Source organism: Pseudomonas sp. NIBRBAC000502773, from assembly GCF_006517195.1.
Lineage (GTDB): Bacteria > Pseudomonadota > Gammaproteobacteria > Pseudomonadales > Pseudomonadaceae > Aquipseudomonas > Aquipseudomonas marginalis.
Genome location: NZ_CP041189.1, coordinates 4625370 through 4644817, shown reverse-complemented (window position 1 = coordinate 4644817; position 19448 = coordinate 4625370). Strand labels below are relative to the sequence as shown.

Here is a 19448-nt window from a genome sequence, read left to right as displayed (position 1 = left end):
TTTTCTGCCGGTTACGCGGCCTGTATGCAGTGCTATGCCCTCACCTATACCAAGCCGTTACGCTGGGCCAGTTCGATCAGGTCCACGAGAGAGCGGGCATTGAGCTTGAGCAGCAGACGAGTCTTGTAGGTACTGACGGTCTTGTTGCTGAGAAACATCCCGTCGGCGATTTCCTTGTTGGTTCTGCCCCGAGCCAATTGCTGCAACACCATCATTTCCCGGCCGGACAGACGCTCGACCATATCGGCCTCACTGGCATTACCCATGGTGGAGCGTACCGAGTTGAGTGCCTGGTTTGGAAAATAGCTGTAGCCCGACAACACCGCCTTGATCGCACTCAGCAACTCGGTCAGGTCCTGTTGCTTGCACACATAGCCCGCAGCGCCCGCCTGCATACAACGCATGGAAAAGTGACCGGGGGCCTGGGAGGTGAGCACCAGGACCTTGAACGGTACAGCCTGTTTGGTGGACGAAAGCCGGCAAATAACTTCCAGGCCATCGAGCTTGGGAATCCCAATATCCAGTATGACAATATCCGGCATATGCTCCCGCGCAAGTTGCAATGCATCGACACCGTTATTGGTCTCGGCAACGACCTCATAACCATGACGTTCCATTAGCATACGCACAGCAAGACGAATGACGGGATGATCATCTACGATCAGCACTTTATTCATGAGAAAGTCCAATTTCGCTGTTCGAATTATTTAGAGCAAACACAATAGCCTAGTCGTTTCATAGTTGGCATAGCGCTCCCCCCCGAGCAACAGCAAGCAGAGACCCACCCCACAGCGATAAAGGAAATTCCCTACAAAAAAACACCGATTCAGATGTTTCCAGTTTTATGGAGCCTTTCAGAACTTTCCGGGGCATCACATATTTTGAGTGAAATTTCCAAGCCCCCCAGGGGATAAGGTAAACGTGCCGCACACCACTATCAGGAAATGCCCCTTGCCCGCCGACTGCAGGTACCGGAGCTGGCAGAGAAAAATCGGTAGTTTCAGTTCCATTCAACATATTTATTTACTTCCATATTTCCTACAGTATTTTTTACTTCTTACGTACTCCTCGCACCTATATGAGTGAATTATCTGTAAGACTGGTTCCTACATAAATGATAAAAAATCATTCGCCCGGCAAAAAAAACCAGCAATCCAATAGTTGGATCACCAATTAAACAAGTTTAAACAGCGTGGACTTAATCAAAATACCAGGCCAAAAAAATGGCCCCTTGAAAAAGGGGCCATTTTTTACAACGAGCTAAACACTCAGAACAACGAGCGACCTTTGTTGGCAGCAATGCGCATGCGCAATGCATTCAACTTGATAAAGCCCGCTGCGTCGGCCTGGTTGTAGGCGCCGCCATCTTCTTCGAAGGTGGCGATGTTGGCGTCGAACAGCGAGTCATCGGACTTGCGGCCAGTAACAATCACATTGCCCTTGTACAATTTCAGACGCACAACACCGTTCACGTGGGCCTGGGAGGCGTCGATCATCTGTTGCAGCATCAGACGCTCAGGGCTCCACCAGTAGCCGGTATAGATCAGGCTGGCGTACTTGGGCATCAACTCGTCTTTGAGGTGAGCCACTTCACGGTCCAGGGTGATGGACTCGATGGCGCGGTGAGCACGCAGCATGATAGTGCCGCCCGGGGTTTCGTAGCAGCCACGGGACTTCATGCCCACATAGCGGTTCTCGACGATGTCGAGGCGGCCGATACCGTGCTCGCCACCGATACGGTTCAAGGTCGCCAATACGGTGGCCGGGGTCATTTCCACGCCGTCCAGCGCGACGATGTCGCCATTACGGTAGGTCAGTTCCAGGTACTGCGGCTTGTCTGGAGCGTTCTCCGGGGAGACGGTCCATTTCCACATGTCTTCTTCGTGCTCGGTCCAGGTGTCTTCCAGCACGCCGCCTTCATAGGAGATGTGCAGCAGGTTGGCGTCCATCGAGTACGGGGACTTCTTCTTGCCATGACGCTCGATCGGGATCGCGTGCTTTTCAGCGTAATCCATCAGCTTTTCACGGGACAGCAGGTCCCATTCACGCCACGGGGCAATCACTTTCACACCAGGCTTGAGCGCGTAGGCACCCAGTTCGAAACGCACCTGGTCGTTGCCCTTGCCGGTAGCGCCATGGGAAATGGCATCAGCGCCGGTTTCGTTGGCGATTTCGATCAGGCGCTTGGCGATCAGCGGACGTGCGATGGAAGTACCCAGCAGGTACTCGCCTTCGTAGACAGTGTTGGCGCGAAACATCGGGAAGACGAAATCGCGGACGAACTCTTCGCGCAGGTCGTCAATGTAGATCTCTTTCACGCCCATGGCTTGCGCCTTGGCACGTGCAGGTTCGACCTCTTCGCCCTGACCCAGGTCAGCGGTGAAGGTCACCACTTCACAGTTATAAGTATCCTGCAGCCACTTGAGGATCACCGAAGTGTCCAGGCCGCCGGAATACGCGAGAACGACCTTGTTTACGTCGGCCATGCCATCACTCCACGGGGTTGTACGGAAAGGCGTCGATTCTACCGATCAAAACCGTGAATTTACAGGGGCGCGACAGCAAATGAAGATAAAGCGACAGATTATGTCGAACGAGCGACCGATGGTCGCACGTCAGGAGGTGTGTGCCGGGTTGCTCGGACCCGTGGCCTGGGGGGCCGGTTTCTCAGGGGCAGCCACGCGTTCGAGCTGAATATTCACACGGCGGTTACGGGCCCGATTGGCGGCAGTGGTGTTAGGCGCCAAGGGGTAGCTTTCACCATGGAACCGCAGGGTAATCTGGGACTCCGGGATACCGTTGGCCTTGAAGTAGTCCATCACCGCCAGCGCACGACGGCGTGAAACATCACGGTTGCTCAGGCGATTGCCGCTGTTGTCCGAGTGGCCGTTCAATTCGATATGGTTGACGGTAGGGTCCGCCTTCATGAATTCGAGAATCACCGCCAGCTTCTGCTTTGCCGCAGCGTCCAGCTCGATGCCGCCACCGGGGAAGCCCACTTCGGTCTGCTTGACCTGATCGTAATTCATCGGCAGCAGCTTGGCCGTGCACAGCTGATAGTCGCTGTAGGCCTTGTTGAATTTCACCGGCAGCAGGCGAATCTCCGAATAGCCACCCTCGCGTCCATAGTGCCGCACAGTGGGCGAGCGTCCATCGAGCAAACCGTTGAAGAGACGCCCGGCCTGGGCCTGAGAGCTGTTGAACAGCACATCACCGCTGCCGGCACGTACGGCGCCGAGATTGATGTCACCCCGGCCGGGCTGCCAGGGGGCTGCGGCAGCCAATAAGGTGGCCGACCCTGCGCCCAGCGACCCGTTATAGGCTTTCAGACGAAACGTCGCCTGCTCGCCGGCCCGGCGCACGAACTCACCCGAACCGAAGTCGGTGATCGGTTGGGTCAGGCGGCACTCGAACTTGTCCCCCTCCACCTTCCACTCAATGTTCTCCAGACGTGTCTGGAACGTGAGGGCCATAGCAGGCAGGCTGGCGAACACACTGAGCAGGGCTAGATAATGCTGGCGCACGGGAGGCTCCACTGGTTTCTACAACACTTCAAAGCGTCATACATCGATAAGGCATACGAAAGGCTATCGGATGCATCCTGCAAAACTTGATAGCGAGTGCCTGCAAGAGTCTTTTCCGGTAGCATTCCCACCAGATTGACCCGCCTGGAATCCCCAATGTCCGACCGCCTGACCCTGCTGCGTCCCGACGACTGGCATATTCATCTTCGCGATGGTGCTGCGTTGCCCCAAACCGTGGCCGATGTAGCGCGTACGTTTGGCCGCGCCATCATCATGCCTAACCTGGTACCACCGGTGCGTAACGCCGCCGAAGCCGACGCCTATCGCCAGCGCATCCTCGCTGCACGGCCGGCCGGCAGCCGCTTCGAACCGTTGATGGTGCTCTACCTCACCGACCGCACCCAGCCCGAAGAAATTCGCCAGGCCAAGGCCAGCGGTTTCGTGCACGCCGCCAAGCTGTACCCGGCCGGCGCGACCACCAACTCCGATTCCGGCGTGACCAGTATCGACAAGATCCTGCCGGCCATCGAAGCCATGGCCGAAGTCGGCATGCCGCTGCTGATCCACGGTGAAGTCACCCGTGGCGACGTGGATGTGTTCGATCGCGAGAAAATCTTCATCGACGAGCACATGCGCCGCGTGGTCGAGCTGTTTCCGACCCTCAAGGTGGTGTTCGAGCACATCACCACGGCCGATGCCGTGCAGTTCGTCACCGAGGCCTCGGCCAACGTCGGCGCAACCATCACCGCCCATCACCTGCTGTACAACCGCAACCACATGTTGGTGGGCGGGATTCGGCCGCACTTCTATTGCCTGCCGATCCTCAAGCGCAATACCCACCAGGTGGCCTTGCTGGATGCCGCGACCAGCGGTAATCCGAAGTTCTTCCTCGGCACCGACTCTGCGCCCCACGCCCAGCACGCCAAGGAAGCCGCCTGCGGTTGTGCCGGTTGCTACACCGCGTTTGCCGCCATCGAGCTGTATGCCGAAGCGTTCGAACAGCGCAACGCCCTGGATAAACTCGAAGGTTTCGCCAGCCTCAATGGCCCGCGATTCTATGGCCTGCCGGCGAATACCGACCGTATCACCCTGGTCCGTGAAGACTGGACCGCCCCTGCCAGCCTGCCATTTGGCGAGCTGACCGTTATCCCGCTGCGCGCCGGTGAAACACTGCGCTGGCGCCTGCTGGAGGAAAGCAAGTGAGTGAAGACCATTACGATGACGACCAGGAACACGGTGGCGGTGGTGGTTCGCGCCACCCGATGGCCGAACGTTTCCGCGGCTACCTGCCTGTCGTTGTCGACGTAGAAACCGGCGGCTTCAATTGCGCCACCGATGCACTGCTGGAAATCGCCGCAACGACTATCGGCATGGACGAACAGGGCTTTGTGTATCCGGAGCACACCCACTTCTTCCGCGTCGAGCCGTTTGAAGGTGCCAATATCGAAGCGGCAGCCCTGGAGTTCACCGGGATCAAGCTCGATCACCCTCTGCGCATGGCCGTCAGCGAAGAAGCGGCACTCACCGATATCTTCCGTGGCGTGCGCAAGGCCTTGAAGGCCAATGGCTGCAAGCGCGCGATCCTGGTCGGGCATAACAGCAGCTTCGACCTGGGTTTCCTCAACGCCGCCGTGACGCGGCTGGACATGAAGCGCAATCCGTTCCACCCGTTCTCCAGTTTCGACACCGCCACCCTCGCTGGCCTGGCCTATGGCCAGACCGTATTGGCCAAGGCCTGCCAGGCGGCCGGCATCGACTTCGACGGTCGCGAAGCCCACTCGGCCCGCTACGACACCGAGAAGACCGCCGAACTGTTCTGCGGCATCGTCAACCGCTGGAAGCAGATGGGCGGCTGGGAAGACTTCGGCGACTGAGGTCAAATCCCGCGCACAAAAAAACCGGCCTTCTCAGACCGGTTTTTTTGTCCCGCGAATCCGGCTTACAGCTTGCCAGCGTTCTCGGTCAGGTAAGCCGCAACGCCTTCTGGCGAAGCGTTCATGCCTTTGTCGCCTTTTTTCCAGTTGGCAGGGCAGACTTCGCCGTGCTCTTCGTGGAATTGCAGGGCGTCGACCAGGCGGATCAGCTCTTCCATGTTACGGCCCAGCGGCAGGTCGTTGATGATCTGGGAGCGCACAACGCCCTTGTCATCGATCAGGAACGCGCCACGGAACGCCACGCCGCCTTCGGATTCAACGTCATAGGCCTTGGCGATGTCGTGCTTCATGTCGGCAGCCATGGTGTATTTGACTTTGCCGATGCCGCCATCGTTGATGGCCGTGTTACGCCAGGCGTTGTGGGTGAAATGGGAGTCGATGGAAACGGCAACCACTTCAACGTTACGTGCCTTGAAATCGTCCATGCGGTGGTCCAGAGCGATCAGCTCCGAAGGGCAGACGAAGGTGAAGTCCAGCGGGTAGAAGAACACCAGGCCGTATTTGCCTTTGATGGCTTCAGACAGTTTGAAGCTGTCAACGATTTCGCCATTGCCGAGCACGGCAGGTACGTCGAAATCCGGGGCTTGTTTGCCGACGAGTACGCTCATTGGGTATCTCCTGATGTAAGGGTGACGATTGAAGTAAAAGGACCGGCCTTGAGTCTGCCGCATTCAAGCGACAGCCCTGTGACGCAGTCACGCTTCGTGAAGACCGACCATCATACACTGAAAAAACCGTTCGTCAGCGTGAGGGCGGTGCAGGCGAATACCCTACGAATCTACTTTGACAATCATTCTCGTTAACATTAAGATCCATCGCACTTAAGCCTTAAACCCGCGACGGTTCTCCCTTATGTATGTGTGCCTGTGTACCGGCGTCACCGACGGACAAATCCGCGAAGCAATCTATGAAGGTTGCTGCAGCTACAAGGAAGTGCGTGAAACCACCGGCGTTGCCAGTCAATGTGGTAAATGTGCTTGCCTCGCCAAGCAAGTGGTACGGGAAACCCTGACGCAGCTGCAAACAGCCCAGGCCGCTGTTCCCTACTCAGCAGAATTTACACACGCTTAAATAGGCGTGTTTTGAAGAACCGGACCGAGTGTCCGGTTTTTTTATGCCTGTAATTCAATTAGTTAGCGCTAAGACGCGGAACACAAACATTCTTATTCCGATTAATTTTCATTTATTATTCAATAACTTAGGTTTGACACTAGGGTTTTCGCCGCTCAAACTCCGCCTTATACACAGCTACTACAGGGCAGGCCCCCAGTCATGAAAGGCGACATCTCAGTCATCCAGCAACTCAACAAAATCCTTGCCAATGAACTGGTCGCGATCAATCAGTACTTCCTGCATGCGCGCATGTACGACGATTGGGGCCTGGAAAAACTCGGCAAGCGTGAATACAAAGAATCCATCAAGGCCATGAAGGACGCCGACGCGCTGATCAAGCGCATCCTGTTCCTCGAAGGCCTGCCGAACGTACAGGACCTGGGCAAGCTGAACATCGGCGAGCACACCCAGGAAATGATCAGCAGCGACCTGGGCTTTGAACGCAAGAGCCACAGCGACCTCAAGGCCGCCATCGCACATTGCGAGACCAAGGGCGACTTCGGCAGCCGTGAGCTGCTGGAAGATATCCTCGAAGACCAGGAAGAACATATCGACTGGCTGGAAACCCAACTGGGCCTGATCGATAAAGTCAGCCTGGAAAACTACCTGCAATCGCAGATGGGTGAATAACCCCGGCGCCCACAGGTACAAAAAAGCCCCGCTCTCTCACGAGAAGCGGGGCTTTTTATTGCAGGCGAATCAAGCGTCGGTCTTGGCCGCCGCGTTTGCCGCTGCATCTTTGATCAACGCCTGCAACGAACCATCAGCCGCCATTTCGGTGATGATATCGCTACCGCCGACCAGCTCGCCGGCTACCCACAGTTGCGGGAAGGTAGGCCAGTTGGCGTACTTCGGCAGGTTGGCGCGGATTTCCGGGTTTTGCAGGATATCCACGTAAGCGAACTTCTCGCCACACTGCATTACAGCCTGGGAAGCCTTCGCGGAGAAACCGCACTGAGGAGCGTTAGGTGCGCCCTTCATGTAAAGCAGAATGGTGTTGTTGGCAATCTGCTCTTTGATCGTTTCGATGATATCCATGGAACACCTCGGCTGGAACTTTGCGACTCACAGGTCGGCACGGTGGCGCATTGTAACGCAAAATTCCAACGCGGTGCTCGGGCTCCTTATGCGGCAGCGACTTGGACCGGTACGCCATTCAATGCCGCATTGCCCGATAACTCATCCAATTGCCGCTCGTCGGTCAAGTCATTCGCGCTCGCCCCCGGTTGCCCGCTGGCGATGCTCATCTGCACCCCCGGACGGGCGTGACCCCAACCATGGGGCAGGCTGACCACGCCGGGCATCATGTCGAGGCTGGCGACCACCTCCACCTCGATCATGCCGATACGTGAACTGACGCGCACCCGCTGCCCATCTGCCAACTGGCGACTGGCCAGGTCGTCGGGATGCATATGCAACTGGTGCCGAGGCTTGCCCTTCACCAGCCGGTGATAGTTATGCATCCAGGAATTATTACTGCGCACATGGCGACGGCCGATCAGCAGCAACTCGTCAGCCACAGGCATCGGCTGCGCCGCAAAGCGCGCCAGATCCGCCAGAATCACTGCCGGTGCCGCCTGAACCTTGCCATCCACGGTTTTCAACCGCGCTGCGAGATTTGGCTGGAGCGGCCCCAGGTCCATGCCATGGGGATGATCCGCCAGCTTCGCCACCGACAACTGATGGCTCGACGCATCGCCATAAGCGCCGGCGCGCAGGCCGAAGTCGATCATTTGCGCAGGCGGCATGGTGGGCTTGAGCGCCCTACCGGTGTGCGCAGCGAATGCCGTGGCCAGGCCGACAAAGATCTCCCAGTCATGCAAAGCCCCCTCGGGCTTGGGCAGGATCGCGCGATTGAAACGGGTAACATTGCGCACAGCGAACATGTTGAACGTGGTGTCGTAGTGGTCGTTCTCCAGCGCCGAAGTGGACGGCAGGATCAGATCGGCATAACGCGTGGTCTCGTTGATATAGAGGTCGATGCTGACCATGAACTCCAAGCCGTCCAGCGCCTGCTCCAACTGGCGGCCATTGGGGGTCGACAGCACCGGGTTGCCCGCCACCGTCACCAGCGCGCGGACCTGCCCTTCGCCGCCGGTGAGCATTTCTTCGGCCAATGCAGACACCGGCAACTCGCCCCCGTACTCCGGGCGCCCGGACACGCGACTCTGCCAGCGATTGAAATGCCCGCCACCGGTGGACGCGACCAAGTCCACCGCCGGACTGGTGCATAACGCACCGCCCTCGCGGTCGAGGTTGCCAGTGACCAGGTTGATCAACTGCACCAGCCAATGACACAGCGTACCGAACGCCTGGGTCGACACCCCCATGCGCCCGTAGCAAACAGCTCTATCCGCAGCAGCGAAATCCCGTGCCAACTGGCGAATCTGCCCGGCGGGTACGGCACACTGGCGGCTCATGGCTTCGGCGGTAAAGCCGAGGATCACACGGCGCACATCCTCAAGGCCCTCTACCGGCAAATGACTGTCACGCGTCAGGTTCTCGGTGAACAGTGTGTTGAGTACCCCGAACAGCAACGCCGCATCCCCGCCAGGCCGCACGAACAGATGCTGATCAGCGATCGCCGCCGTCTCACTGCGCCGAGGATCGACCACCACCACCTTGCCGCCCCGGGCCTGGATACCCTTGAGACGCTTCTCCACATCAGGCACGGTCATGATGCTGCCGTTGGAGGCCAGCGGGTTGCCGCCCAGGATCAGCATGAAGTCGGTGTGGTCAATGTCCGGAATCGGCAGCAACAGGCCGTGGCCGTACATCAGGTGGCTGGTGAGGTGATGGGGCAACTGGTCTACGGAGGTGGCAGAAAATCGGTTGCGCGTCTTGAGCTGGCCGAGGAAGTAGTTGCTGTGGGTCATCAGCCCATAGTTGTGCACGCTGGGGTTGCCCTGATACACCGCCACCGCATGCTGCCCATGCCGCGCCTGGATGCCCGCCAGCCGCTCGGCGACCAGGGCAAACGCCTCATCCCAAGGGATTGGCTGCCATTCGCTGCCCACCCGCAACATGGGCTGGTGCAGACGGTCAGGATCATTCTGGATGTCCTGCAACGCCACGGCCTTCGGGCAGATATGGCCGCGACTAAAGCTGTCCAGTGCGTCGCCCTTGATCGAGGTGATCGCCAGGCTGCCGTCTTCGGCTTGGGTGGTTTCCAGGGTCAGGCCACAGATGGCTTCACACAGGTGGCAGGCACGGTGGTGGAGAGTCTTGGTCATGGCCAGTCTCTTTATTGGGCTTTGGCCTGACTATGGGCCGTGACCATGACAGGCGCCAGCATCGTTCGTCCTGTGAATCGATAGCCATCAGGCCAGGCCATGCGCAAACATGAGCAAATGTTACAGAACCTGTCATCAACCTCTGAAACCGACGCAGCCTGATCCAGGCCCGCCCCCGCGCATTGCAAAAGGTGATGGCGTCAGTGTACAAATGGCCCGCTGCTGTCAGGAAATCGTCTTCAAAAGCGCTCTCGCGCCCTTCTTGAACACCCCTAAAAACGTAGCCCTATTGGTAAGACGCGACATTTAATGTCAATATCGCGCCTTCCCCTATTTCGTCGCCCCGTGCGGCTTTCGCCGCAGGTCTCGCCCGTTGTCACAATAAACAAGGCTTTGAGTATCTGCGGTCTGTTGCAAAAAGGTAGTTAATGATGAGCGCAAGGCACTTTCTCTCCCTGATGGATTGCACGCCCGAAGAGCTGGTCAGCGTGATCCGTCGAGGCATTGAGCTTAAAGACCTGCGTAACCGCGGCGTACTGTTCGAGCCTTTGAAAAACCGCGTGCTCGGGATGATTTTCGAGAAGTCGTCGACCCGCACTCGCCTGTCGTTCGAAGCCGGCATGATCCAGCTGGGTGGCCAGGCCATCTTCCTGTCGCCGCGTGACACCCAACTGGGCCGTGGCGAGCCGATCAGCGACTGCGCGATCGTCATGTCGCGCATGCTCGATGCGGTGATGATCCGTACCTTCGCCCACAGCACCCTGACCGAATTCGCCGCCAACTCGCGCGTGCCGGTAATCAACGGCCTGTCCGATGACCTGCACCCGTGCCAATTGCTGGCCGATATGCAGACCTTCCTTGAGCACCGTGGCTCGATCCAGGGCAAGACTGTGGCCTGGATCGGTGACGGCAACAACATGTGCAACAGCTATATAGAAGCGGCGATTCAGTTCGACTTCCACCTGCGCATCGCCTGTCCGGAAGGCTTCGAACCGGCCGCCGAGTTCCTGGCCAAGGCCGATGGCCGTGTGCAGATCCTGCGCGATCCAAAGGATGCAGCGATCGGCGCCCACCTGGTCAGCACCGACGTCTGGACCTCCATGGGCCAGGAAGACGAAACCGCCAAGCGCCTGGCCCTGTTCGCGCCCTTCCAGGTGACCCGCGCCCTGCTCGACATGGCCGCGCCGGACGTGCTGTTCATGCACTGCCTGCCCGCCCACCGGGGTGAGGAAATCAGCCTCGACCTGCTCGATGACCCACGCTCCGTGGCCTGGGACCAGGCAGAGAACCGCCTGCACGCGCAAAAAGCCCTGCTCGAATTCCTCGTCGAACCGGCGTACCACCACGCATGAGCCAGCCATTACTGCTGAACTTGCGCAATCTGGCATGCGGTTACCAGGATCAACGGGTGGTGCAGAACCTCAATCTGCACCTCAACGCGGGCGATATCGGCTGCCTGCTGGGTTCTTCGGGCTGTGGCAAAACCACGACCTTGCGCGCGATTGCCGGGTTTGAGCCGGTGCATGAAGGCGAAATCAGCCTGGCGGGCGAAGTGATCTCCAGCGCCGGTTTTACCCTGGCGCCGGAGAAACGTCGTATCGGCATGGTGTTCCAGGACTACGCGCTGTTTCCCCACCTCAGCGTGGCCGACAACATCGCCTTCGGCATTCGCAAGCACCCGCAAAAAGACCGTGTGGTCGCCGAACTGCTGGAGCTGGTCAACCTCAAGAACCTGGGCAAGCGTTTCCCCCACGAACTGTCGGGCGGCCAGCAACAACGCGTCGCCCTCGCCCGCGCCCTGGCACCGGAGCCGCAGCTGTTGCTGCTGGACGAACCGTTCTCCAACCTCGACGGCGAACTGCGGCGCAAGCTCAGCCACGAGGTACGAGACATTCTCAAGGCACGGGGCACCAGTGCGATCCTGGTCACCCATGACCAGGAAGAGGCATTCGCCGTGAGTGATCATGTCGGGGTGTTCAAGGAAGGCCGCCTGGAGCAGTGGGATACCCCCTACAACCTCTATCACGAACCCCTGACGCCGTATGTCGCCAGCTTTATCGGCCAGGGTTATTTCATTCGTGGCCAGTTGAGTTCGCCCGAGTCCGTCCACACCGAACTGGGCGACCTGCGCGGAAACCGCGCCTACACCTGGCCTACGGGGGGTGCCGTGGACGTCTTGCTGCGCCCGGACGACATCGTCTACGCGCCGGACAGTGCCTTGAAAGCTCGGATCGTCGGCAAGACCTTCCTCGGCGCATCGACCCTGTACCGCCTGCAACTGCCGACCGGTGCGCAGTTGGAGTCGATTTTCCCCAGCCATGCCGACCATCAGGTGGGCGCGCAAGTGGGCATTCGCGTGGCCGCTGAGCATCTGGTGCTGTTCCAGGCCTCAGGCAGCGTCGCGGCGCAGGTTCCTCACGCCGAATCCGGCGTACGACGCTACAGCCCGGCTGGCTGAGTCAATGATCAACGTGTGGGAGGGGCAAGCCTCCTCCCACATTGGTTATCCAGGATACCGGGACTACGCCCGGCCAATTTCTGCGAATTTGGCCTGGGTATGTTCCGCCAGCACTGCGGCGGACAACTCCACTTCCAGTCCCCTTCTCCCCGCACTCACAAAAATTGTCGCAAACGGCTGTGCCGTTACATCAATAAATGTGCGCAGCCGCTTTTTCTGCCCCAGTGGGCTGATGCCTCCCAGCAGGTAACCGGTGGAGCGCTGCGCCGCTGCCGGATCAGCCATTTCGACTTTTTTCACACCCGCCGCATGAGCCAGGGCTTTGAGGTCCAGACTTCCGACGACCGGCACCACAGCCACCAATAATTCGCCTTTTTCACTGCTGGCCAACAAGGTCTTGAACACCTGCGCCGGGTCGAGGCCCAATTTTTCTGCGGCCTCCAGGCCATAAGAGGCGGCCTTGGGATCGTGTTCATAACTGTGGATGCGATGTTCGGCGCGAACTTTTTTCAACAAATCCAATGCGGGGGTCATGACCTCTCCGAGCGTGGCAAACAGACGGCCAATTCTAGGCCAAGCCCGCATAAAACGCTCTAGTCCGCCCTCCCCATCCACAACACTTAACGTCGCGAGCGTGATCATTCATCAAACCAATAGTTGGAAAGTGACCGACAGTTCACTTTCGACCTTTGACAGCCGTCATTCTTGTCTATATTTTTTCGTTTACGAATACTGTAGGAATACACCTGCAGCGTTCCAGCAGTAAGCCGTGCCTTGGATGGGGATCCTCGTCACGGTGAAAATCGCGCAACCGTCCGTTGAGGCAGTGCGCCAGACAAGAACAACAATCGAGGTTTTCCATGACAACTGCTCTTCAACAGCCTTCACTTTCGAGCCAATGCATGGCCGAGTTCCTGGGGACTGCGCTTCTGATCTTCTTCGGTACAGGCTGCGTTGCTGCGCTCAAGGTCGCGGGTGCCAGCTTCGGGTTGTGGGAAATCAGCATCATCTGGGGGATCGGCGTCAGCATGGCGATCTACCTGAGCGCCGGTATTTCCGGGGCTCACCTCAATCCGGCAGTCAGTATCGCCCTGTGTATTTTTGCCGACTTCGACAAGCGCAAACTGCCGTTCTACATCTTGGCCCAAATCGCCGGTGCCTTCTGCTCGGCGGCGTTGGTGTACACGCTCTATAGCAATCTCTTTTTCGATTACGAACAAACCCACCATCTGGTGCGCGGCACCCAGGCCAGCCTGGAATTGGCCTCGGTGTTCTCCACCTACCCCCATGCACTGCTGAGCACGGCGCAGGCCTTCCTGGTGGAAATGGTCATTACCGCGATCCTGATGGGCGTGATCATGGCCCTCACCGATGACAACAACGGCCTGCCGCGCGGCCCGCTGGCGCCACTGTTGATCGGCCTGCTGATTGCGGTCATCGGCAGTGCCATGGGCCCGCTGACCGGCTTTGCGATGAACCCGGCGCGGGATTTCGGGCCCAAGCTGATGACCTTTTTCGCTGGCTGGGGTGAAATGGCCTTTACTGGCGGCCGCGATATTCCTTACTTCCTGGTTCCGATTTTCGCGCCGATTGTCGGCGCATGCCTCGGTGCTGCGGCCTATCGCGGGCTGATTGCTCGCCACTTGCCGAGCGCCGCACCTGCTATAGCGGAAACAACTGACACGGCTGTCAACGGCAAGACTCGTATTTCCTGAAAGCGCCAGCCTGGTCCTCTGCCCTTCGCGGCCCCGGCTGATTTCTGACTTCCTTATTTCGTCCAAGGCAATTGACATGACCGATATCGAGAATAAGAACTACATCATTGCCCTTGATCAGGGCACCACCAGTTCCCGGGCGATCATCTTCGATCGCGACGCCAACGTGGTCTGCACCGCCCAACGTGAATTCACCCAGCACTACCCGCAAGCCGGCTGGGTCGAACATGACCCGATGGAAATCTTCGCCACCCAGAGCGCGGTGATGGTCGAGGCCCTGGCACAAGCCGGCCTGCACCATGACCAGGTCGCCGCCATCGGCATCACCAACCAGCGTGAAACCACCGTGGTCTGGGACAAAGTCACCGGCCGCCCGATCTACAACGCCATCGTCTGGCAGTGCCGCCGCAGCACCGAGATCTGCCAGCAGCTCAAGCGCGACGGCCACGAGCAATACATCAACGACACCACCGGCCTGGTCACCGACCCGTACTTCTCCGGTACCAAGCTCAAGTGGATCCTCGATAACGTCGAAGGCAGCCGCGAGCGTGCGCGCAACGGCGAGTTGCTGTTCGGCACCATCGACAGCTGGTTGATCTGGAAATTTACCGGCGGCAAAACCCACGTCACCGACTACACCAACGCCTCGCGCACCATGCTCTTCAACATCCACACCCTGGAGTGGGATGCGAAGATGCTGGAGATCCTCGACGTTCCGCGGGAAATGCTGCCGGAAGTGAAGTCTTCCTCCGAGATCTACGGCCGCACCAAAAGCGGCATCGCCATCGGCGGTATCGCCGGTGACCAGCAAGCGGCACTGTTCGGCCAGATGTGCGTGGAGGCCGGCCAGGCCAAGAACACCTACGGCACCGGCTGCTTCCTGCTGATGAATACCGGCGACAAAGCGGTCAAGTCCAAGCACGGCATGCTCACCACCATCGCCTGCGGTCCCCGTGGCGAAGTGGCCTATGCGCTGGAAGGCGCGGTGTTCAACGGCGGCTCCACTGTGCAATGGCTGCGTGACGAGCTGAAAATCATCGCCGATGCCACCGACACCGAATACTTCGCCGGCAAGGTCAAGGACAGCAATGGCGTGTACCTGGTCCCGGCCTTCACCGGCCTGGGCGCCCCGTACTGGGACCCGTATGCCCGTGGCGCACTGTTTGGCCTGACCCGCGGCGTACGCGTGGATCACATTATTCGTGCCGCCCTGGAGTCGATTGCCTACCAGACCCGCGACGTGCTCGACGCCATGCAACAGGACTCGGGCGAACGCCTCAAGGCCCTGCGTGTGGACGGCGGTGCGGTGGCCAACAACTTCCTGATGCAATTCCAGGCCGACATCCTCGGCACCCAGGTCGAGCGCCCGCAAATGCGCGAAACCACTGCACTCGGCGCCGCCTACCTGGCAGGCCTGGCCTGTGGCTTCTGGGGCAGCCTCGACGAGCTGCGCGGCAAGGCCGTGATCGAGCGCGAATTCGAACCGCAACTGGAAGAAGCCGCCAAGGAGAAACTCTACGCCGGCTGGCAAAAAGCGGTGAGCCGCACCCGTGACTGGGAGCCCCACGAAGGCGCCGAATAAGCCAAGCGCCAGCCCTATATCGGGTTGCAACTGGCAGGGAGCAGATTCCTGCGTCATCATGGGCCACTTTTGTATGGCAGCCCAAAGGACGCCCCATGAATCTGCCTCCCCGCCAGCAGCAAATCCTCGAACTGGTCCGCGAACGCGGCTACGTCAGTATCGAGGAAATGGCGCAGCTATTCGTTGTCACCCCGCAAACCATCCGCCGCGACATCAACCAGCTGGCGGACGCCAATCTGCTGCGCCGCTACCACGGCGGCGCGGCCTATGACTCCAGTGTCGAGAACACCGCGTATGCCATGCGGGCCGACCAGATGCGCGATGAGAAACAACGCATCGGCGAAGCCATCGCGGCACAAATTCCCGATCACGCCTCGCTGTTCATCAATATCGGCACCACCACCGAATCCATTGCCCGTGCGCTGCTCAACCACAACCACCTGAAAATCATCACCAACAACCTCAACGTCGCCACCATGCTCAGCGCCAAGGACGACTTCGATGTGTTGCTGACCGGTGGCAATGTGCGCCGTGACGGCGGCGTGGTGGGTCAGGCCAGTGTCGACTTCATCAACCAGTTCAAGGTCGACTTCGCATTGGTGGGTATCAGCGGCATTGACGAGGACGGCAGCCTGCTGGACTTCGACTACCAGGAAGTGCGGGTTTCCCAGGCGATCATCGCCAATGCACGCCAGGTGATCCTGGCGGCGGACTCCAGCAAATTCGGACGCAATGCCATGATTCGACTGGGGCCGATCAGCCTGGTGGACTGCCTGGTGACGGATCAGGAGCCGGTGCCGGCCTTGGTGCAGTTGTTGAACCAGCATAAGGTTCGCCTGGAAGTCGTATAGCGCCTGCACTGACGCCATCGGGGCGACGATTCGACTTGCCCCCGATGGCGATCTATCTGACAGGCCATTTCTTAAGCCTGCCTCGGTTTCATGTTCACAAATTTTCCTTTTCCCGCCCTTCGATGAGTTTTTTCAATCGAAGTCGACTGGCTGTGCCCACGTTTATCAGCTACCATTTTCGCAAATGAACATTAATGTTCGAATTCAAATACGAAAAAGCTCCCGAGGCCAGTCGATGAACCCTTCTACCTTGCCTGCTCCACCGCTTGCCGAAGTCTATGACGTTGCCGTAATCGGTGGCGGGATCAACGGCGTCGGCATTGCAGCAGACGCAGCCGGTCGCGGTTTGTCGGTATTCCTTTGCGAAAAGGACGACCTGGCCAGCCACACCTCCTCCGCCAGCAGCAAGCTGATCCACGGCGGCCTGCGCTACCTCGAACATTACGAATTCCGCCTGGTACGCGAAGCCCTGGCTGAACGTGAAGTGCTGCTGGCCAAGGCCCCGCACATCGTCAAGCAAATGCGCTTCGTCCTGCCACACCGCCCCCACCTGCGCCCGGCGTGGATGATTCGTGCCGGCCTGTTCCTCTATGACCACCTGGGCAAGCGCGAGAAACTCGCCGGCTCCAAGAGCCTCAAGTTCGGCCCTGACAGCCCGCTGAAAAGCGAAATCACCAAAGGCTTCGAATACTCCGACTGCTGGGTCGACGACGCCCGCCTGGTCGTCCTAAACGCCATGGCCGCCCGTGAAAAAGGTGCGCATATCCATACCCAGACCCGCTGCATCAGTGCCCATCGCAGCAATGGCATGTGGGACATGAACATGGAACGCGCCGATGGCAGCCTGTTCTCGATCCGTGCCCGCGCCCTGGTGAACGCCGCCGGCCCGTGGGTCGCCAAGTTCATCAAGGACGACCTGAAGCTGGACTCGCCCTACGGTATCCGCCTGATCCAGGGCAGCCACCTGATCGTGCCGAAGCTGTATGAAGGCGCCCACGCGCACATCCTGCAGAACGAAGACCAGCGCATCGTCTTCACCATTCCGTATCTGAACCACCTGACCATCATCGGCACCACCGACCGCGAATACACCGGCGACCCGGCGAAAGTGGCGATCACCGAAGGCGAAACCGACTACATGCTCAAGGTGGTCAACGCGCACTTCAAGAAACAGCTGAGCCGCGACGACATCGTCCACACCTACTCGGGTGTGCGCCCACTGTGCAACGACGAGTCGGACAACCCGTCGGCCATTACCCGTGACTACACCCTGTCGCTGTCCGGTGGTACGGGCGAGGCGCCGATCCTGTCGGTGTTCGGCGGCAAGCTGACCACCTACCGCAAGCTCGCCGAATCGGCGATGGCGCAACTGGCCCCGTACTTCACGCAGATGCGTCCCAGCTGGACCGCCACCGCCAGCCTGCCCGGCGGCGAGGACATGACCACCCCAGAAGCCCTGGCCGAGGCCATTGGCAGCAAATTCGACTGGTTGCCGAGCGAGATCGCGCGCCGCTGGTCCACCACCTATGGCAGCCGCACCTGGCGCCTGCTCGAAGGCGTGCAATCGCTGGCTGACCTGGGTGAACATTTGGGCGGCGGCCTGTACACCCGCGAGGTCGACTACCTGTGTGCCGAGGAATGGGTAACCCAGCCCCAGGACGTGCTGTGGCGCCGGACCAAACTCGGCCTGTTCACCACCCCACAGGAACAGGATAACGTGCAACGCTACCTGTCCAAGGTTGAGCAGACCCGCAGCAAGATCGAAGCGGCCTGACAGGCCCATCGCACAAAAGCCCCTGCGCCGTAAGGCCCAGGGGCTTTTTTGTATCGCCAGGCATTCGGTTTTCCGAACGCCACAGGCAAGCCTATTCGGTTTACCGGATCAAACGGTTACATATTTGTAGTCATACAAAATTAATCCTCATATAAATCAACTTGTTAAGCTTTTATTTCCGGTCTGGCACGACTCATGCTCTACACTCCCAGACGATTGCCTGGGACGCTTCAGGAGCCGTCACGGGCATTCGCTGTACAAGAGAGCCGTCTAGCCGGCTTCATAAAAAAAACAAATGTCGAGGAAGTATTGATGCGCATCGTTCCCCATATCCTGGGCGCAGCTATCGCTGCTGCTCTGATCAGCACTCCAGTTTTTGCCGCCGAACTCACCGGCACACTGAAGAAAATCAACGACTCCGGCACCATCACCCTCGGGCACCGCGACAGCTCCATTCCGTTTTCCTACATTGCGGATGGTTCGGGCAAACCTGTGGGCTACTCCCACGACATTCAGTTGGCCATCGTCGAAGCCCTGAAAAAAGACCTGAACAAACCCGATCTGCAGGCCAAGTACAACCTGGTCACCTCGCAGACCCGTATTCCGCTGGTTCAGAACGGCACCGTCGACATCGAGTGCGGTTCCACCACCAACAATGCCGAACGCGCCCAGCAAGTCGCCTTCACCACCAACATCTTCGAAATCGGCACTCGTCTGCTGGTCAAGAAAGATAAGGAAGGCAAGCCTAGCTACGCCGACTTCGCCGACCTGAAAGGCAAGAACGTCGTGACCACCGCCGGCACCACGTCCGAGCGCATCATCAAGGCGATGAACGCTGACAAGCAGATGGGCATGAACGTCATCTCCGCCAAAGACCATGGCGAGTCCTTCCAGATGCTGGAAAGCGGCCGTGCCGTAGCCTTCATGATGGACGACGCCCTGCTGGCCGGTGAAGAAGCCAAGGCCAAGAAGCCGGATGACTGGGTCATCACCGGTACTCCACAGTCCTTCGAAGCCTACGCGTGCATGGTTCGCAAAGAAGACCCTGCCTTCAAGAAAGCGGTGGATGACGCCATTGTTGGCCTGTACAAGTCCGGCGAAATCAACAAGATCTACGCCAAGTGGTTCGAAAGCCCGATCCCACCAAAAAACCTGAACCTGAACTTCCCAATGAGCGACAAGGTTAAGGAACTGATCAAGAACCCGACCGACAAGCCGGCGCCTGAAGTAAAAATCTGATTCCTGACTAACCTTATCGTCTGAG

The 19448-nt window shown here is 58.9% G+C and carries 18 protein-coding genes; 11 read left to right on the top strand and 7 right to left on the bottom strand.

Features of this window, described 5'->3' with window-relative positions; genetic code table 11:
* Positions 1-44: 44 nt before the first annotated feature.
* The 3 genes from NIBR502773_RS21370 to NIBR502773_RS21360 form a co-directional block, all read right to left on the bottom strand.
* Entirely contained in the window at positions 45-677 is a 633-nt protein-coding gene (locus tag NIBR502773_RS21370) for a response regulator transcription factor (RefSeq protein ID WP_027604587.1), read from the bottom strand.
* 591 nt (positions 678-1268) lie between these two features.
* Positions 1269-2486 carry an argininosuccinate synthase gene (locus NIBR502773_RS21365; RefSeq protein WP_012722490.1) on the bottom strand — a complete coding sequence of 406 codons (1218 nt, stop codon included), beginning with the start codon at positions 2484-2486 and terminating at the stop codon, positions 1269-1271.
* 129 nt (positions 2487-2615) lie between these two features.
* Positions 2616-3524, bottom strand: coding sequence for an OmpA family protein (locus NIBR502773_RS21360; protein ID WP_065938697.1), 909 nt, complete (start codon positions 3522-3524; stop codon positions 2616-2618).
* Between the two features lie 156 nt (positions 3525-3680).
* Here NIBR502773_RS21360 and pyrC point away from each other — a divergent pair, with 156 nt between their 5' ends.
* Both pyrC and rnt read left to right on the top strand, forming a co-directional pair.
* Positions 3681-4727 (top strand): dihydroorotase, encoded by a 1047-nt coding sequence (gene pyrC / locus NIBR502773_RS21355; RefSeq protein WP_027604589.1) that lies wholly within the window; start codon positions 3681-3683, stop codon positions 4725-4727.
* On the top strand, positions 4724-5398 hold the full coding sequence (gene rnt / locus NIBR502773_RS21350; RefSeq protein WP_027604590.1) for a ribonuclease T: 675 nt from the start codon (positions 4724-4726) through the stop codon (positions 5396-5398). Before pyrC ends, rnt begins: the two co-directional genes overlap by 4 nt.
* 65 nt (positions 5399-5463) lie before the next feature.
* Here rnt and NIBR502773_RS21345 read toward each other — a convergent pair whose 3' ends face one another.
* The gene (locus tag NIBR502773_RS21345; RefSeq protein WP_003172097.1) at positions 5464-6066 is read right to left on the bottom strand and encodes a peroxiredoxin; all 603 of its coding nucleotides are present in this window, start codon (positions 6064-6066) and stop codon (positions 5464-5466) included.
* Between the two features lie 244 nt (positions 6067-6310).
* Here NIBR502773_RS21345 and NIBR502773_RS21340 point away from each other — a divergent pair, with 244 nt between their 5' ends.
* Positions 6311-6529 (top strand): bacterioferritin-associated ferredoxin, encoded by a 219-nt coding sequence (locus NIBR502773_RS21340; RefSeq protein WP_074844072.1) that lies wholly within the window; start codon positions 6311-6313, stop codon positions 6527-6529.
* 201 nt (positions 6530-6730) lie between these two features.
* Positions 6731-7201 carry a bacterioferritin gene (gene bfr, locus NIBR502773_RS21335; protein WP_012722487.1) on the top strand — a complete coding sequence of 157 codons (471 nt, stop codon included), beginning with the start codon at positions 6731-6733 and terminating at the stop codon, positions 7199-7201.
* 69 nt (positions 7202-7270) lie between these two features.
* Here bfr and grxD read toward each other — a convergent pair whose 3' ends face one another.
* Positions 7271-7609 (bottom strand): Grx4 family monothiol glutaredoxin, encoded by a 339-nt coding sequence (gene grxD, locus NIBR502773_RS21330; RefSeq protein WP_027604591.1) that lies wholly within the window; start codon positions 7607-7609, stop codon positions 7271-7273.
* An 86-nt stretch (positions 7610-7695) separates the two neighbouring features.
* Complete coding sequence (locus NIBR502773_RS21325) at positions 7696-9804, bottom strand: molybdopterin oxidoreductase family protein (protein WP_141156879.1); 2109 nt, start codon at positions 9802-9804, stop codon at positions 7696-7698.
* Between the two features lie 431 nt (positions 9805-10235).
* Here NIBR502773_RS21325 and argF point away from each other — a divergent pair, with 431 nt between their 5' ends.
* Together argF and NIBR502773_RS21310 are read left to right on the top strand one after the other, a co-directional pair.
* Positions 10236-11156 (top strand): ornithine carbamoyltransferase, encoded by a 921-nt coding sequence (gene argF / locus NIBR502773_RS21315; protein WP_027604593.1) that lies wholly within the window; start codon positions 10236-10238, stop codon positions 11154-11156.
* Complete coding sequence (locus NIBR502773_RS21310) at positions 11153-12262, top strand: ABC transporter ATP-binding protein (protein ID WP_065926527.1); 1110 nt, start codon at positions 11153-11155, stop codon at positions 12260-12262. The genes argF and NIBR502773_RS21310 overlap by 4 nt, the downstream gene beginning before the upstream one ends.
* A gap of 63 nt (positions 12263-12325) precedes the next feature.
* Here the strand turns inward: NIBR502773_RS21310 and ybaK are convergent, their stop codons facing one another.
* Complete coding sequence (ybaK, locus tag NIBR502773_RS21305) at positions 12326-12796, bottom strand: Cys-tRNA(Pro) deacylase (protein ID WP_027604595.1); 471 nt, start codon at positions 12794-12796, stop codon at positions 12326-12328.
* Positions 12797-13122: 326 nt separating this feature from the next.
* On the opposite strand from ybaK, the gene NIBR502773_RS21300 reads away from it, so the two are divergent.
* The 5 genes from NIBR502773_RS21300 (at position 13123) to NIBR502773_RS21280 (ending at position 19423) form a co-directional block, all read left to right on the top strand.
* A complete protein-coding gene (locus NIBR502773_RS21300; RefSeq protein WP_027604596.1) occupies positions 13123-13977 on the top strand; it encodes an MIP/aquaporin family protein in 855 nt (284 codons plus the stop codon).
* Between the two features lie 76 nt (positions 13978-14053).
* On the top strand, positions 14054-15559 hold the full coding sequence (glpK, locus tag NIBR502773_RS21295) for a glycerol kinase GlpK (protein ID WP_065926529.1): 1506 nt from the start codon (positions 14054-14056) through the stop codon (positions 15557-15559).
* A gap of 95 nt (positions 15560-15654) precedes the next feature.
* On the top strand, positions 15655-16410 hold the full coding sequence (locus tag NIBR502773_RS21290; protein WP_027604598.1) for a DeoR/GlpR family transcriptional regulator: 756 nt from the start codon (positions 15655-15657) through the stop codon (positions 16408-16410).
* Between the two features lie 235 nt (positions 16411-16645).
* Positions 16646-18184: a glycerol-3-phosphate dehydrogenase gene (glpD, locus tag NIBR502773_RS21285; protein ID WP_027604599.1), complete on the top strand. Its 1539-nt coding sequence runs from the start codon at positions 16646-16648 to the stop codon at positions 18182-18184.
* A gap of 312 nt (positions 18185-18496) precedes the next feature.
* A complete protein-coding gene (locus NIBR502773_RS21280) occupies positions 18497-19423 on the top strand; it encodes a glutamate/aspartate ABC transporter substrate-binding protein (RefSeq protein WP_027604600.1) in 927 nt (308 codons plus the stop codon).
* The last annotated feature ends 25 nt before the right edge of the window (positions 19424-19448 follow it).